A 13,709-nucleotide genomic window follows, 5' to 3' on the forward strand; every position below is an offset into this window, starting at 1 on the left:
GATCTGTCATGTCGTGGTTCATCCTCATTTTTTCAGGTGCCCTCGAGGCGGTGTGGGCGGCAGCGCTGCACCGGGCGTCCCAGTCCTCCGGCCGGCGCCGGATGGCGGCCGGAGCCCTTTTCCTGGTCGCGGTCGTGGCCAGCACCGCAGGCCTCGGCATCGCCATGCAGTCCATTCCCACCGGCACCGCCTACGCAGTGTGGGTGGGCGTGGGCGTGGTGTTGACCTCCGCCTACGCGATCGTCGCCAAAGTAGAACGGCCGACGGCGGCGCGGCTCCTGCTGCTGGCCGGTATCGCCGCGTGCGTGGTTGGCCTGAAGGTGGTGGCCTGATGCTCGCGAAGCCTGCCACGGCGTGGATTATCCTCCTCGCCTCTGCCGTCCTGGAAGCCGTCTGGGCGACGGCACTGGGCCTGTCCGACGGCCTGACCCGGCCACTACCCACCGTTGTTTTCGTGGTGACGGCCGCGCTCAGCATGCAGGGCCTGGGCATGGCGGTGAAGCACATCCCGCTCGGCACCGCCTACGCCGTCTGGGTGGGGATCGGCGCGGCGCTAACGGTCGGCTGGGCCATGGCCACCGGCGTCGAGCCCTTCAGCCTGCTCAAGGTGCTGTTCATCGCGGGGATTGTGGGATGCGCGGCCGGACTCAAGATGCTGCCGGCCGGTTCTGCCCGCCAGCGCGGGACTCAGCGCGGGGCCGGTTCGCCTCCCTAGGCTGGGTCTCATCCCTAGACTGGCCTCATGGACACGCTCATTCACTCACTTCGGGACATCACCATCCGCCGGATCTCGGTCAGCGAGATGGACAACAACGTGTATCTGCTGACGGCAAAGGGGTCCGGAGCGCAGCTGCTGATTGACGCCGCTGATGACCTGCCGGCCATCCAGAGTCTGCTGGCGGATGCCACGGCGGACACTTCAGGCGAGCCCAAGCTGGCGCTCATCGCCACCACGCACCAGCACTGGGACCACGTGCGCGCACTGCCGGGCCTCGTTGAAGCCACCGGAGCCAAGACCGCCGCGGGCACGGAAGACGCCCCGGAACTGCCTGTAACGGTGGACGTGCTGCTGGACCACGGCGACGTCGGGAACTTCGACGGGTTCGACGTCACCGCCGTCCACCTGCGCGGCCACACCCCCGGCTCGGTGGCGCTCGTCTACCAGGACCCGGAGGGACCGGCCCACATCTTCTCCGGCGACTCCCTCTTCCCTGGCGGCGTGGGCAACACGCAGAAGGACCCCGAGCGGTTCAACCAACTGCTCACGGACGTCACCGAGCGGATCTTCGGCATCTACCCGGACAGCGCCGTGGTGCACCCGGGCCACGGCAAGCCCACCACGCTCGGCGCCGAGCGGCCGCACCTTGAGGAGTGGCGCGCCCGCGGCTGGTAGCTGGCGCTGCGCCCAGTGACCTGCGCTGCGCCCAGTGAGCTGCGCTGCGCTCAGTGATCTGCGCTACGCAAAATGCCGGTCGCTACGGGAATTCCCGTAGCGACCGGCATTTTGCGTGTCGCCAGTTACCTGGCGTGTCGTCGGCCGGGTATCAGCGGCCGCGGCGCTCGTTCGACGCCGGGGCCGACGCGCGGCGCGGGGCCTTCCGGGCCGGACGTCCGTCACCGGAGCGGCCGCTGCCGCCCGACGAGGAACCGCCTGCGTATGACCCACCCGATGTGCCACCGGTGGTGGAGGACCAGACCGGAGCGTTGCCGCCGGCCTTGCTGCCGGCCGCTGCGCGCTGGCCGGTGGCGGGACGTCCGCTGCGCTGGCCGCCGCTGGCCGGACGGCCGGTGCCGCCACGGGGGGATTCGCTGCGGGTGAAGCGGGACTCGGACCGTCCGTCCGAACCGCGTCCGGCCGATGAACGGCCACCAGCCGCAGGCACATCGTTGCGGTGCGTGGACGCAGTGCCACGGCCACGTGCGTTGCGGCGGGCAGCAGCTGCCGCAGTGGCGCGGTCCTCGTTCTGCTCAGCGACGCGGTCGGCAGCCGCACGAGCTTCGGTGCGGCCCTCGTAGGCCGCGGCCCGGCGCTCGGCGCGGGGCAGGTCCGTGCGCGGAGCCTCAGCGGAAACCCGCCCGCGCCCGCCACGGCCGCCACGGCCGCCGGCCGTGGGTGATGCCTGGCGGCGTGCGCGCTTGCGCTCCGCGTTGGCGCCGGTGGACTTGCCGGCACCCTGCTGCGGAGCTTTCGCCGCGAGGAGAGCCGCACGGGTCCGAGGATCAACCTTGTCGGCGATCGCGCCCACCAGCTCGGCAACGATCGGCGAGCTTGCGGTGACCCGCTCGAAGCTGACCTCGACGCCGGCAGCCTTCATGAGCTTCTTGACGTCCGTCTGCTGCTCGGGCAGGGTCAGCGTGACCACGGTGCCGTCGGAGCCGGCACGGGCGGTGCGGCCGGAGCGGTGCAGGTACGCCTTGTGCTCGGTGGGCGGGTCGACGTGGATGACCAGCTCGACGTCGTCCACGTGCACGCCGCGGGCGGCGACGTCGGTGGCCACCAGGACGCGGACGTCACCGGAGGAGAACTCGGCAAGGTTGCGGTCGCGGGCGTTCTGCGACAGGTTGCCGTGCAGGTCGACGGCGGGAATCCCGGCGTCGGTCAGGGTCTTGGCCAGCTTGCGGGCGTGGTGCTTGGTGCGCATGAACAGCACACGGCGGCCGGCGCCGGACGCCAGTTCAACGATCAGCTGCTTCTTGACGGTCTGGTCGTTGACCACCAGCACGTGGTGCTCCATGGTGGTCACGGCGGCCTGCGGATCGTCCACGGAGTGGGTCAGCGGGTTGGACAGGTAGCGCTGGACGATCTTGTCCACGCCGTTGTCCAGCGTGGCGGAGAACAGCAGGCGCTGGCCCTGGCTCGGGGTCATGTCCATGAGCTTCTTGACCACGGGCAGGAAGCCGAGGTCGGCCATGTGGTCGGCCTCGTCCAGCACCGTCACCTCGACGGCCTCGAGGGTCAGGATGCGCTGGCGGATCAGGTCCTCCAGCCGGCCCGGGCAGGCGATGACAATGTCGACGCCGGCGCGCAGCGCCTTCTCCTGACGGGCCTGGGAGATGCCGCCGTAGATCACGGTGGTGTTCAGGCCCATGGCCTTGGCCAGCGGCTCGATCGTTGCGTTGATCTGGGTGGCCAGTTCACGGGTGGGCGCCAGGACCAGGCCCATGGGGCGCCCGGGCTTGCGGAAGTAGGCGGCTTCGCGCTCCGCGAGGCGGGCCACCAGCGGGATGGCGAAGGCGATGGTCTTACCGGAGCCGGTGCGGCCACGGCCCAGGACGTCGCGGCCGGCCAGGGTGTCCGGCAGGGTCTTGACCTGGATGGGGAACGGGGATTCGATGCCCTGGGCGGCCAGGATTTCGGTGAGTGCCTTGGGCGTGCCGAGGGCAGCAAAAGTAGTCATATGCGTTTATCAGGGTCTTTCAGGCGGTATCCAGCGGATATCGGCCCCCGACGCCGGTTGGCTCAGGGGGTCGCCGAAGAAAAGTCAGGTGATCAACCGGGCTGCTGCCAGAGTTCAAACAGCGGCCGCCGGGACCAATAGCGTTCATCGACGCAGGATGTGCCTCTCACATGAAAAAAGCCCACTCTCCAAGTTTCAGAGCAAAGCGGGCATCACTGCACATCAAGTCCCACCAGTCTACCATCAGGGCCCCGCGAGCCATTCCCGCCCCGCTTGCTGCCGCCTATGCCGGAACTTTCGCTGCCCCCTTTGCGGCCTCAACCCGTCGCCGGCCGCGGCTCTTGCCCCTCTCGGCACCGCCCGGCAAGGCGTGATGCAGCTCACGGACAACAATGGGCGACATTTGGGACTGGCATGCTGGACATATGTCGAAGACTATTGCGGCGCTTCGCCCTCAGTGCGAATTTCCTGCCAGCGCGGCTAACCACCGGCTGGACTGCAGGAATGCGCTTTTCTGGCGGACCACTCCGCCCGGTACGGGGACACCCAGCCCGTCCGCTGCCGAGCAGCGCGGGCGGCGGTTGCACCCCCTGCCGCGCCCCGCCGCTCATAGTCTTAACACCATCCCAACTGTTAGTTCCGTCACATCCATGGCGGACCGACGCGGCCGGCACGGCAACTTCCCGGACGTGCCGGCACCTGTGACAAGGAAGAAGACTTGATGTCTGAACGCACCACCAGCATTTCCGATCAGCCGTCCGCAGAGCGTGCTGAATCCGGCCAAAGCAGGGAGCCGCACCTCGCCCGCGGACTCGGCAACCGCCACATCCAGCTCCTGGCCATCGGCGGCGCCATCGGCACCGGCCTGTTCATGGGCTCCGGCAAGACCATCTCCCTCGCCGGCCCGTCCGTCATCTTCGTGTACATGATCATCGGCTTCATGCTGTTCTTCGTCATGCGGGCCATGGGCGAAATCCTGCTCTCCAACCTGAACTACAAGTCCTTCAGCGACTTCGCCGGCGACATCCTTGGCCCGTGGGCAGGGTTCTTCACCGGCTGGTCCTACTGGTTCTTCTGGGTAGTGACGGGCGTGGCCGACATCGTTGCCATCGCCGGCTACGTGGACAAGCTGGCCCCTGGCACTCCCCTCTGGATCCCGGCACTCATCACACCCGTGGTCCTCATCCTGCTGAACCTTCCCACGGTCAAGGCCTTCGGCGAGGCCGAGTTCTGGTTCGCCATCATCAAGGTGGTGGCCATCCTCGCCCTGATCGCCACCGGCGTGGTCATGATCGCCACCAACTTCACCTCGCCGAGCGGCGCGGTCGCCAACCTGGCGAACATGTGGAACGACGGCGGCATGTTCCCGCACGGCATGTTCGGTTTCATCCTCGGCTTCCAGATCGCCATCTTCGCCTTTGCCGGCATCGAACTCGTGGGCACGGCAGCCGCCGAAACCAAGGACCCGGAAAAGAACCTTCCCCGGGCGATCAACTCGATCCCGATCCGTGTCCTGCTCTTCTACGTGGGCGCCCTGGTGGTCATCATGGCCGTCAACCCGTGGCGCAGCATCGACGCCGCCAGCAGCCCGTTCATCGGCATGTTCACCCTCGCCGGCCTGGGCATCGCCGCCGTTGTGATCAACCTCGTCGTCCTCACCTCGGCCGCCTCCAGCGCCAATTCCGGCATCTACTCCACCTCGCGCATGGTCTACGGGCTCGCGCAGGACGGCAACGCCCCGAAGGCCTTCGGCAAGCTCAGCGTCCGCAAGGTTCCGCAGAACGCGCTCCTGTTCTCCTGCGTCTTCCTGCTGGCCGGCCTGGTCCTGCTGTACGCGGGCGACTCCGTGATCGGCGCCTTCACCATCGTCACCTCCGTGGCCTCGGTGCTGACCATGTTCGTCTGGTCGATGATCCTCATCAGCTACATCATGTTCCGCCGCCGCCGGCCGGAACTCCACGCGGCGTCCGCCTTCAAGATGCCGGGTTCGGCCTTCATGCCCTACGTGGTCCTGGCCTTCTTCGTGTTCATGCTCGTAGCCCTGGCCCAGGCCGAGGACACCCGCCTCGCGCTGGTGGTTGCCCCGGTGTGGTTCCTGCTGCTGGGCGCTGCCTGGTACTTCAACCGCCAGACGCCGCTGCAGCAGGCCCGGATCGAGGAGTGGAAGGCCGAGGGCGCCAGCGTCCCCGCGGTGACCTCCGGCAAGGCCTAATTCCGCACGATAAACGCCGCGCCGCGGGGCACCCAAGTGACCCGCGGCGCGGCTTTTCCATGCCTGGCCGACGGACGGTGAGGAAGGTGTTAAGCGGAAATTACACAGGCAGCCGGGCGATGTAACACGTGCGGCGAAGGATGGACTCATGCCGGGCTGATGCCAGCGGCCGCAGCGTTCCTCCGCCGAAAGGATCTGACCGTGATCTTGAAGAACATCTTCCTTCAGGGCATCTTCCCGTTCGACGGTGCGGGGCTCGAAAAGGCCGTGCCCATCCACAGCCAGCTCTCCCATTTCGTCCCGGACGGCGTGATCAACCAGACCCTCTATTTCCGGGGCGGCAATTCCTCCGGGGAGCTGATCACGGTGGTCCTGATGCGCGACGGCGTGCCCATGCGGTACTTCCCGATTGCGGCCAGGGGCGACGTCCACGTCCCGCTCCGCGTTGTGGAAGACATCGACGGCGGCTCGCTGATCGAGCTGAGGCTGCTGGCGGACACGGGGGTCAGCGGATCCGTCGTTGTCGACATGGGCATGGTGGAACACTGATGACCGCCCTCGCCAGCCGCGGGCGGAGCACGCCCGCTGATACGCGGCGCAGGCTCGTGGTGATCGGCAACGGGATGGCCGGTGCGCGCGCCGTCGAGGAAATCCTGGCCCGCGGCGGCGCGGTCCAGCACAGAATCACCATGTTCGGCGACGAGCCCTATGGCAACTACAACCGGATCATGCTCAGCCATGTCCTCTCCGGCGAGGAGGACGCGGGTGGCATTTTCCTGAATTCGCTGGACTGGTACCGGGAGAACGGCATCACGCTGCACGCGGGGGTCCGGGTCGAAAAAATCGACCGTTTCGCCAAGCTGGTGTTCTCCGACGACGGCCGGGCCACGCCGTACGACGTCCTGATCATTGCCACCGGCAGCCGCTCGTCCATGCCCGCCGTCGAGGGCCTGTACACGCCGGGCGGACGGCTGCTGCAAGGCGTGTTCGCTTTCCGGACCATCGATGACACCCAGGGCATGGTGTCGTACGCCCAGCAGGACCACCACCGCCGCGCCGTCGTGATCGGCGGCGGACTGCTGGGGCTGGAAGCCGCGCGGGGCCTGCAAAGCCACGGTGTCGGCGTCGACGTCGTCCATTCCGGCGGGCACCTGATGAACGCGCAAATGGGCCCCGACGGCGGCGCGGTCCTGCGCCGCAGCGTGGAGGCACTCGGCATCAGGGTGCACACGAGCAGCCGGACCACTGCCATCCTGGGCGGCGACAAGGTGCGCGGCGTCCAGCTGCGGGACCAGCCGAACATCGAATGCGACCTGGTGGTGGTGGCTGCCGGAATTCGCCCCAATGTGGAGGTGGCGGTGACCAGCGGCCTGCCGGTGGAGCGGGCCATCGTGGTGGACGACCACATGCGCGTCCCCGACGAGGACGAAATCTACGCCGTCGGAGAGTGCGTCCAGCACCGCGGAGAGGTATACGGGCTGGTGGCGCCGCTGTGGGAGCAGGCCGCCGTGCTGGCCGACCACGTCACCGGGGCAGATCCCTCCTCTGTCTACCTGGGATCCCGCACCGCCACGAAGCTCAAGGTGGCCGGCGTCGACGTCGCCTCCATGGGGCTGCAGGCCCCGGAACGCGACACCGACGAGCACTTGGTGTTTTCCGAGCCCAGCAGGGGCGTGTTCAAGTCCATCGTGATCCGCGACAGCAAGATCGTGGGCGCAACGCTGCTCGGGGACAGCCGCAAGGTGGCCTACCTGACGCAGGCATTCGACCGCGGGCTGCCGCTGCCGGAGGAACGGGTGTCCCTGCTCTTCGATCTCGGCGGACCCGGCGAGGAAGCCGGGGTGGCCGAACTCGGCGGCGATGCCCAGGTCTGCAACTGCAACGGCGTCAGCAAGCGAGCGATCACGGACACCGTGAGGGGCGGCTGCACCACGCTGTCCGGCGTCATGGACGTCACCCGCGCCGGCAAGGGCTGCGGATCCTGCAAGCTGCTGGTCCGGCAGGTGGTGGAATGGGCCGCTGATGGCACCGTGGATGAGGACCCTGCGGCCGAATACTACGTTCCCGGTGTGCCGCTGGAGAAGGCCGCGCTGATGTCGGCGATCCGGGACCGGGGCCTGCGGTCCGTGTCTGCCGTGTTCGCGGCGCTGGCACCGGCCGGCGCCGAGGACGCAAAGTCCAAGATGGGGCTGGCATCCCTGCTGAAAATGATGTGGGCCGGTGAGTACATCGACGAGCGCGACGCGAGGTTCGTCAACGACCGCGTCCACGCCAACATCCAGCGTGACGGCACCTTCTCGGTGGTGCCGCAGATGAAGGGCGGGGTGACCTCCCCGGAGCAGCTCCGCCGGATCGCCGACGTCGCGGACAAATACAACATCCCGATGGTCAAGCTGACGGGTGGGCAGCGGATCGACCTGCTGGGTGTCCCCAAGGAGGACCTGCCGAAGGTGTGGGCAGACCTGGGCATGCCGTCGGGCTACGCGTACGGCAAGAGCTTCCGCACCGTCAAGACCTGTGTGGGCCAGGAGTTCTGCCGCTTCGGCACGGGGGATTCCACGAAGCTGGGCATCGAGATCGAGTCGCGGTTCCAGGGCATCGAGTCTCCCGCGAAACTGAAACTCGCGGTGTCCGGCTGCCCCCGGAACTGCGCGGAATCCCTGGTCAAGGACGTTGGGGTTGTGGCGGTCGACGGCGGACGCTGGGAGATCTACATCGGGGGCGCGGCGGGTGCCCACATCCGGAAGGGGGACCTGCTGGCCACCGTGGACGATCCCGGGACCGTGACGCTGCTGGCCGGTCGGTTCATGCAGTACTACCGGGAACACGCCAACTGGCTTGAACGCACATATTCCTTCGTGCCGCGCGTCGGGATTGAGCACCTCCGCGCCGTGATCGTGGACGACGCCGAGGGGATCGCCGCCGGGCTGGACGAGGCGATGCAGCGGTCCGTCGACAGCTATACCGACCCCTGGGCCGAGCGCAACGACCCCTTCACCCCTGGCCAGTTCCGCACGTCGCTCCCGCTCGAGGTGCTCCCCCGGGTGCCGATCCGATGAGCGCCGGACTGTCCGGCGGCGGGCTGCACGTCCTCGGTCCGGTGGACCAGATCCCGGTAGGCGAGGGGCGCGCGTACGGTGTGGCCGGCGAACAGATCGCCGTGTTCCGCCTCCGGGACGGTTCCCTGCGCGCGGTGTCCGCCTTGTGCCCGCACAAAGGCGGCCCCATCGCCGACGGCACCATCGACCGGAACGTGGTGATGTGCCCGCTGCACCAGCACGCGTTTGACCTGGAGACAGGCTGCTCCACCACCGGCGCCGGCCCCCTGCGGAGCTACCCGGTGTTCGCCGACGGCTCGCAAAACGTGGTGGTCCGGCTCCCCTGACTTGCCCTAGGTGCGCCCCCGATTCTGTGGCAGGGTGATCCCCATGGACCACGAAGGGCACGACGGCGCCGCGCGCCATTGGGACGAAATGTACCGCAGCAGGCCGCGCGTGTGGAGCGGCCGGCCCAACCCGCAGCTGGTGGCCGAAGCAACCGGGCTGGAGCCCGGCACTGCCCTTGACCTGGGCTGCGGAGAGGGCGCCGACGCCCTGTGGCTCGCCGAGCAGGGCTGGACGGTGACAGCGGTGGACGTCTCCGCCGTCGCACTTAAACGGGCCGAGCAGCACGCCGCGGATTCGGCGGCCGGGAGCCGCATCACGTGGCTGCAGCGCGACCTTGACGCGTGGGCGCCGGAGGAGCAGTTCGACCTCGTGTCGGCCCAGTTCCTGCACTCCACCGAGGCCCCATGGCAGCGGCCGCACCGTGTGGCAGCGGATGCGGTGCGACCGGGCGGGACACTGCTGATCGTCGGCCACCATCCCGACGGCCCGCCGCCCTGGCGGAGCACTTCGGATGAGGACAGCCACGCCGAGGGACACAGCCACTCGCACGGGGGCGGCGGCCACGCGGGTTCAGAGATGTTCTTCACTGCGGAGCAGGCCGCGGCCGAACTCGGCATCGCCCCGCCTGGGTGGCACGTGGACGTCGCGACCAGCCGGGAACGGGCGGCCACGGGCCCGGACGGGCAGTCGGCCACGCTCGCCGACGCCGTCCTGCGCGCCACCCGCCTGCAGACCCTGGACGGCTAGCACCCCATCGTCGTGCTCCAGGGCGACGCCGTGTCCCACCTCTGCTACAAGGTCCTCCCCCGCATCTGACCTATTCCATTGGAGTGCAAGCTAGTGGGCGACGCGGGGCGCTATGGCGACCGCGGCGGCGGCGATCACCGCGGTCAGCACGAAGACGCCGGCGAAGGAGGCCGCCGTCGTCGTAAATGCCGTGAACACGATTCCCGTGGCGGCGAGCGCGAGGGCACCGCCCAGGGAATCGGAAATGGACATCGCGGAGCTGTTGAAGCCTTCCGTGTCCGGCGTGGAAAGGGCCAGCGTCATCACGCTCAGCCTTGGATACGCCAGCCCCATCCCGCCGCCGGCAAGCACCCAGCCGGCAATGGCGACGGCGGCGGGCCAGCCAAGCGCCGTCGTCACCAACGCCAGGGCAATCGCCAGCAGCACCATCACGGAGCCGATCCGCACGGCGGCCGGGCTGGCCAGCCGCCCGCCCAGACGGCTCTGGACGCCCGACGCCGCGGCCCAGGCGAGGGCTCCGCCGGTCAAGGTCAGACCGGCGAACGTTGGCGAGAAGGCGTAACGCTCCACAAGCAGGTACGGCAGGTACACCTCGGCACCGAAGAAACCGGCCGCCACCAGCCCGCGGATCAGGATCACGCTGGGCAGGCCCCGCCGGGCGGTGAGGGTTCCGCGCGGCACCAGCGGCCTGACGGCCAGCAGGGCAATCACGACGGCGGCCCCCGCCGCGAGCGGTCCGGCCACCGGAAGCCCGGCGGACAGGTTCAGGCCCAACACCGCCAGCGCGGCCAGGGCCGCCCAGGCAAGCCGCCCCAGCGCCCAGGGCACCTGCCCGCCCACTGCATCTGAACCGTTCCCGTTCGCTGAACTGTTCCCGTTCGCGTTGCCGGACCGGACGCCGCGCAGCGCGGGAAGGAGCATCGCCACGGCGGGGAGTACCAGCACGACGACTCCGAGGAACACCCAGTGCCAGCTCGCCAGCTGGGCCACAAGCCCGGCGGCGAACGGCCCCACAAGGGACGGGATAACCCACGCGGCGGAGAAGGCGGCGAAGATCTTGGGATGCAGGACCGGCGGATAGACCCTGGCCACCACCACGTACAGGGCCACCGTCATGGCGCCGCCGCCCAGCCCCTGCACCAGCCTGCCGGCCACCACCGCCCACATGGTGCCGGCTGTCCCCGCCACGAGCAGTCCCAGCGCGAAGACCGCCACGGAGGCGAGCAGCGGGCCGACGGGCCCGCGCCTGTCGGACCAGTTCCCGGCGCCCACCATGCCGATCACACCGGTGGCCAGCGGGCCGGCGAAGGCGAGCGCGTACAGGCCGGCCCCGCCAAGCTCCCGGCTCACCACGGGCATGACCGTGGTGACGGCGAGGGACTCGAACGCGGCGAGAAACACGAGGGCGCAGGCCCCCACGGTCACCAGCACGTAGGGCCGCTGGAGGATTCCGGCGCCGGGTGGAGCGGACACGGCAGATTCGTGCACGGTCAGCCCACCAGCTCGGGGGCGCCCGTGGTCACGGCGACAACGTCACCGCTGGCCGTCGAATCGGGGTTGAGCATCCAGCCCACCCGCTTGACCGTCCTCAGCATGACCACGCTCTCCACCAGCTCGATGCCCGGGATGCGCTGCTGAAGGGCCAGCTCCGCGGTCATGACATCCGCGAGCGACTGCAGCCACATAATGATGACGAAGTTGGTGCGCCCGGTGGTGGAGGCGCTCAGCCGCACGTTCCGGAAACTGCGGAGCTCCTCGGCTGCCGCCTCATGCTGGCCCGGCGGGACGTTGGCGAACCAGTGGCAGGTCACCGGGAAGCCCGAATACCGCTGCGCAATCTCGCAGCGGAAGGAGAGTACGCCGCTGGCAAGCACCCTGTTCAGCTGGCGCTGCACCGTGGCCGGATGCCGGTCCAGAGCCCGGGCGATTTCCGCCGCCGTCGCCCGGCCGTCCGTCGACAGGAAAGGCAGGATCGCCAGGTGGCTGGCGGGCAGCGGCTCCCCCACCGCCGCCGAGGGGGCCGACCCTGCGGCCTCGGGACCGGCGAGCGCCCGGAGCGCCTGGAGCTGGCTCCGGTTGAGGACGTTGATGCGCCAGGCGTAGGCGCCAGTGTGCAGCCGTGTGGCCAGTGAGGTCTGGTATTTGACCAGCCCCTCGATGGCGTGCAGCTTCGACGCCACAGCGGTGAAGTGCTGCAGGGAGCCGGTGATGACCGTCAACATCAGGTCCCGGTTGCTCGCTGCCTCCTCCACGGTGACGATCTCGGGCACCGCCGCCAGCGCCCGGGTGACCTCTGCGCGGCGGTGGAGCTCGCACTCGACATCAACGAAGGCGAGGCACATCTTCTGCGGATCCCCCATCGGATGAGCCGTGACCCAGGCGGCACCGGCGGCGGTGAGGCGCTCCCACCGCGCGGCCAGGGTGGTGGCGTGCACGCCCAGGACCTCCGCGGCGTCGGCCCAGCTCAGCCGTGGTGCGATCTGCAGGGCGTTGATCAGCGCGAGGTCTTCCTCCGTGACGTCCAGCGGTCCTCCCTTCGGTCGGGCCCTGCATGAATCCTGCATATCGCCCAGTGCTTTTGCATCTTTCCAGCAGTTCGGACGGATGTGAAGCAGGCCACTCCAGAATAGACCCACAGCACCGGACCACCAACGAGGAGAACACGTGCCGATTGCCGCAGACGCCTGCCACATGCAGGAAGACCTTGCCAGGTTCCGCCACAGCCTGCACCGGGAACCCGAAATCGGACTGAAGCTGCCGCGGACGCAGGAGAAGGTGCTGAAGGCCCTGGAGGGCCTGCCCTACGAAATCACTCTGGGCAAAGAGACGACGTCGGTCACCGCAGTTCTCCGCGGCGGGGCTTACGACGGCGGCGCTTCCGCTGGCGCCGCAGGCACCGCGCCCGCTGTGCTCCCGCCTGCCGTGCTCCCGCCTGCTGTGCTCCTCAGAGCGGATATGGACGGGCTTCCCGTGCAGGAGAAGACCGGCGTCGGCTACACCTCCACCATCGACGGCGCGATGCACGCCTGCGGCCATGACCTCCACACTGCCATGCTCACCGGCGCAGCCACCCTCCTAGCCGAGCGGCAACACCGGCTGGCGGGCGACGTCGTCCTGATGTTCCAGCCCGGCGAGGAAGGCTTCGACGGCGCGAGCTACATGATCCGCGAAGGCGTCCTGGACGCACCAGGCCGGCGCGTCGACGCGGCTTATGGCATGCACGTCTTCTCCTCCCTCGAGCCGCACGGGACGTTCTGCACCAAGCCCGGCGTGATGCTCAGTGCCTCCGACGGCCTGGTGGTTACCGTGCTCGGCGCCGGCGGCCACGGCTCCGCCCCGCATTCGGCCAAGGATCCGGTGACGGCCGCAGCCGAGATGGTCACGGCCCTGCAGGTCATGGTCACGCGCCAGTTCAACATGTTCGATCCCGTGGTCCTCTCCGTCGGCGTCCTCCATGCGGGCACCAAGCGAAACGTCATCCCGGAATCGGCGCGCATCGAGGCCACCATCCGCACGTTCTCCGAGGAGAACCGGCAGCGGATGATGGATGCCGTCCCGCGGCTGCTCAAAGGCATCGCGGCGGCACACGGCCTCGAAGTCGACGTGGACTACCAGCAGGAATACCCCCTCACCATCACTGACCAGGACGAGACACACACCGCGGAAAACGTCATCACCGAACTGTTCGGCGACTCGAGGCTCTCGCGGTGGGCCACGCCGCTCAGCGGCTCCGAGGACTTCTCCCGGGTCCTCGCCGAGGTGCCCGGCACGTTTGTCGGGCTGAGCGCCGTCCCCCGGGACGCGGACCACGCCACTTCCCCGTTCAACCACTCGCCGTACGCAACGTTCGACGACGGCGTTCTGGCTGACGGGGCCGCGCTCTACGCCGAACTCGCCATCAACCGCCTGGATGCTCTGGCCGCCGCCGGCGCCCGGGTCCCCGCTTCCGTTCCGGCTCTTTAGCCC

General features: G+C 68.8%; 12 protein-coding genes. 9 read left to right on the plus strand and 3 right to left on the minus strand.

The window, feature by feature from the left end; all coding sequences use genetic code 11:
- Positions 1-8 precede the first annotated feature (8 nt).
- From LFT45_RS20565 to LFT45_RS20575, 3 genes are read left to right on the plus strand one after another with little or no spacing between them, the layout of a single operon-like run.
- Positions 9-332, plus strand: a complete 324-nt coding sequence (locus LFT45_RS20565; RefSeq protein ID WP_236805414.1) for a DMT family transporter — start codon at positions 9-11, stop codon at positions 330-332.
- Positions 332-715 (plus strand): DMT family transporter, encoded by a 384-nt coding sequence (locus LFT45_RS20570; RefSeq protein WP_236805415.1) that lies wholly within the window; start codon positions 332-334, stop codon positions 713-715. Before LFT45_RS20565 ends, LFT45_RS20570 begins: the two co-directional genes overlap by 1 nt.
- A gap of 27 nt (positions 716-742) precedes the next feature.
- Positions 743-1,393, plus strand: coding sequence for an MBL fold metallo-hydrolase (locus LFT45_RS20575; protein WP_236805416.1), 651 nt, complete (start codon positions 743-745; stop codon positions 1,391-1,393).
- A gap of 151 nt (positions 1,394-1,544) precedes the next feature.
- On the opposite strand, the gene LFT45_RS20580 is transcribed toward LFT45_RS20575, so the two are convergent.
- Positions 1,545-3,398, minus strand: coding sequence for a DEAD/DEAH box helicase (locus LFT45_RS20580; RefSeq protein WP_236805417.1), 1,854 nt, complete (start codon positions 3,396-3,398; stop codon positions 1,545-1,547).
- A gap of 721 nt (positions 3,399-4,119) precedes the next feature.
- Here LFT45_RS20580 and cycA point away from each other — a divergent pair.
- The 5 genes from cycA to LFT45_RS20605 all read left to right on the plus strand — a co-directional run bounded on the left by cycA (position 4,120) and on the right by LFT45_RS20605 (position 9,743).
- The gene (gene cycA / locus LFT45_RS20585; RefSeq protein WP_236805418.1) at positions 4,120-5,610 is read left to right on the plus strand and encodes a D-serine/D-alanine/glycine transporter; all 1,491 of its coding nucleotides are present in this window, start codon (positions 4,120-4,122) and stop codon (positions 5,608-5,610) included.
- A 201-nt stretch (positions 5,611-5,811) separates the two neighbouring features.
- Positions 5,812-6,159: a molybdopterin oxidoreductase gene (locus LFT45_RS20590; RefSeq protein ID WP_190604760.1), complete on the plus strand. Its 348-nt coding sequence runs from the start codon at positions 5,812-5,814 to the stop codon at positions 6,157-6,159.
- Positions 6,159-8,669: a nitrite reductase large subunit NirB gene (nirB, locus tag LFT45_RS20595; RefSeq protein WP_236805419.1), complete on the plus strand. Its 2,511-nt coding sequence runs from the start codon at positions 6,159-6,161 to the stop codon at positions 8,667-8,669. The genes LFT45_RS20590 and nirB overlap by 1 nt, the downstream gene beginning before the upstream one ends.
- Entirely contained in the window at positions 8,666-8,995 is a 330-nt protein-coding gene (locus tag LFT45_RS20600; protein WP_236805420.1) for a Rieske (2Fe-2S) protein, read from the plus strand. The genes nirB and LFT45_RS20600 overlap by 4 nt, the downstream gene beginning before the upstream one ends.
- A 43-nt stretch (positions 8,996-9,038) precedes the next feature.
- Positions 9,039-9,743 (plus strand): SAM-dependent methyltransferase, encoded by a 705-nt coding sequence (locus LFT45_RS20605; protein WP_236805421.1) that lies wholly within the window; start codon positions 9,039-9,041, stop codon positions 9,741-9,743.
- Between the two features lie 90 nt (positions 9,744-9,833).
- On the opposite strand, the gene LFT45_RS20610 is transcribed toward LFT45_RS20605, so the two are convergent.
- Together LFT45_RS20610 and LFT45_RS20615 are read right to left on the minus strand one after the other, a co-directional pair.
- Positions 9,834-11,231 carry an MFS transporter gene (locus LFT45_RS20610; RefSeq protein WP_236805422.1) on the minus strand — a complete coding sequence of 466 codons (1,398 nt, stop codon included), beginning with the start codon at positions 11,229-11,231 and terminating at the stop codon, positions 9,834-9,836.
- Between the two features lie 2 nt (positions 11,232-11,233).
- Positions 11,234-12,307: an Lrp/AsnC family transcriptional regulator gene (locus LFT45_RS20615; protein ID WP_236805423.1), complete on the minus strand. Its 1,074-nt coding sequence runs from the start codon at positions 12,305-12,307 to the stop codon at positions 11,234-11,236.
- Between the two features lie 100 nt (positions 12,308-12,407).
- Here LFT45_RS20615 and LFT45_RS20620 point away from each other — a divergent pair, with 100 nt between their 5' ends.
- Positions 12,408-13,706, plus strand: coding sequence for a M20 metallopeptidase family protein (locus LFT45_RS20620; protein WP_236805424.1), 1,299 nt, complete (start codon positions 12,408-12,410; stop codon positions 13,704-13,706).
- The last annotated feature ends 3 nt before the right edge of the window (positions 13,707-13,709 follow it).

Source organism: Arthrobacter sp. FW305-BF8 (assembly GCF_021789315.1).
Classification (GTDB): domain Bacteria; phylum Actinomycetota; class Actinomycetes; order Actinomycetales; family Micrococcaceae; genus Arthrobacter.

Bases quoted from the DNA above. Each gene is read 5' to 3' on its own strand.
- LFT45_RS20605 (WP_236805421.1), top strand. From the start codon at position 9,039: ATGGACCACGAAGGGCACGACGGCGCCGCGCGCCATTGGGACGAAATG.
- LFT45_RS20575 (WP_236805416.1), top strand. From the start codon at position 743: ATGGACACGCTCATTCACTCACTTCGGGACATCACCATCCGCCGGATC.
- cycA (WP_236805418.1), top strand. From the start codon at position 4,120: ATGTCTGAACGCACCACCAGCATTTCCGATCAGCCGTCCGCAGAGCGT.
- LFT45_RS20565 (WP_236805414.1), top strand. From the start codon at position 9: ATGTCGTGGTTCATCCTCATTTTTTCAGGTGCCCTCGAGGCGGTGTGG.
- LFT45_RS20570 (WP_236805415.1), top strand. From the start codon at position 332: ATGCTCGCGAAGCCTGCCACGGCGTGGATTATCCTCCTCGCCTCTGCC.
- LFT45_RS20580 (WP_236805417.1), bottom strand. From the start codon at position 3,398: ATGACTACTTTTGCTGCCCTCGGCACGCCCAAGGCACTCACCGAAATC.
- nirB (WP_236805419.1), top strand. From the start codon at position 6,159: ATGACCGCCCTCGCCAGCCGCGGGCGGAGCACGCCCGCTGATACGCGG.
- LFT45_RS20615 (WP_236805423.1), bottom strand. From the start codon at position 12,307: ATGCAGGATTCATGCAGGGCCCGACCGAAGGGAGGACCGCTGGACGTC.
- LFT45_RS20600 (WP_236805420.1), top strand. From the start codon at position 8,666: ATGAGCGCCGGACTGTCCGGCGGCGGGCTGCACGTCCTCGGTCCGGTG.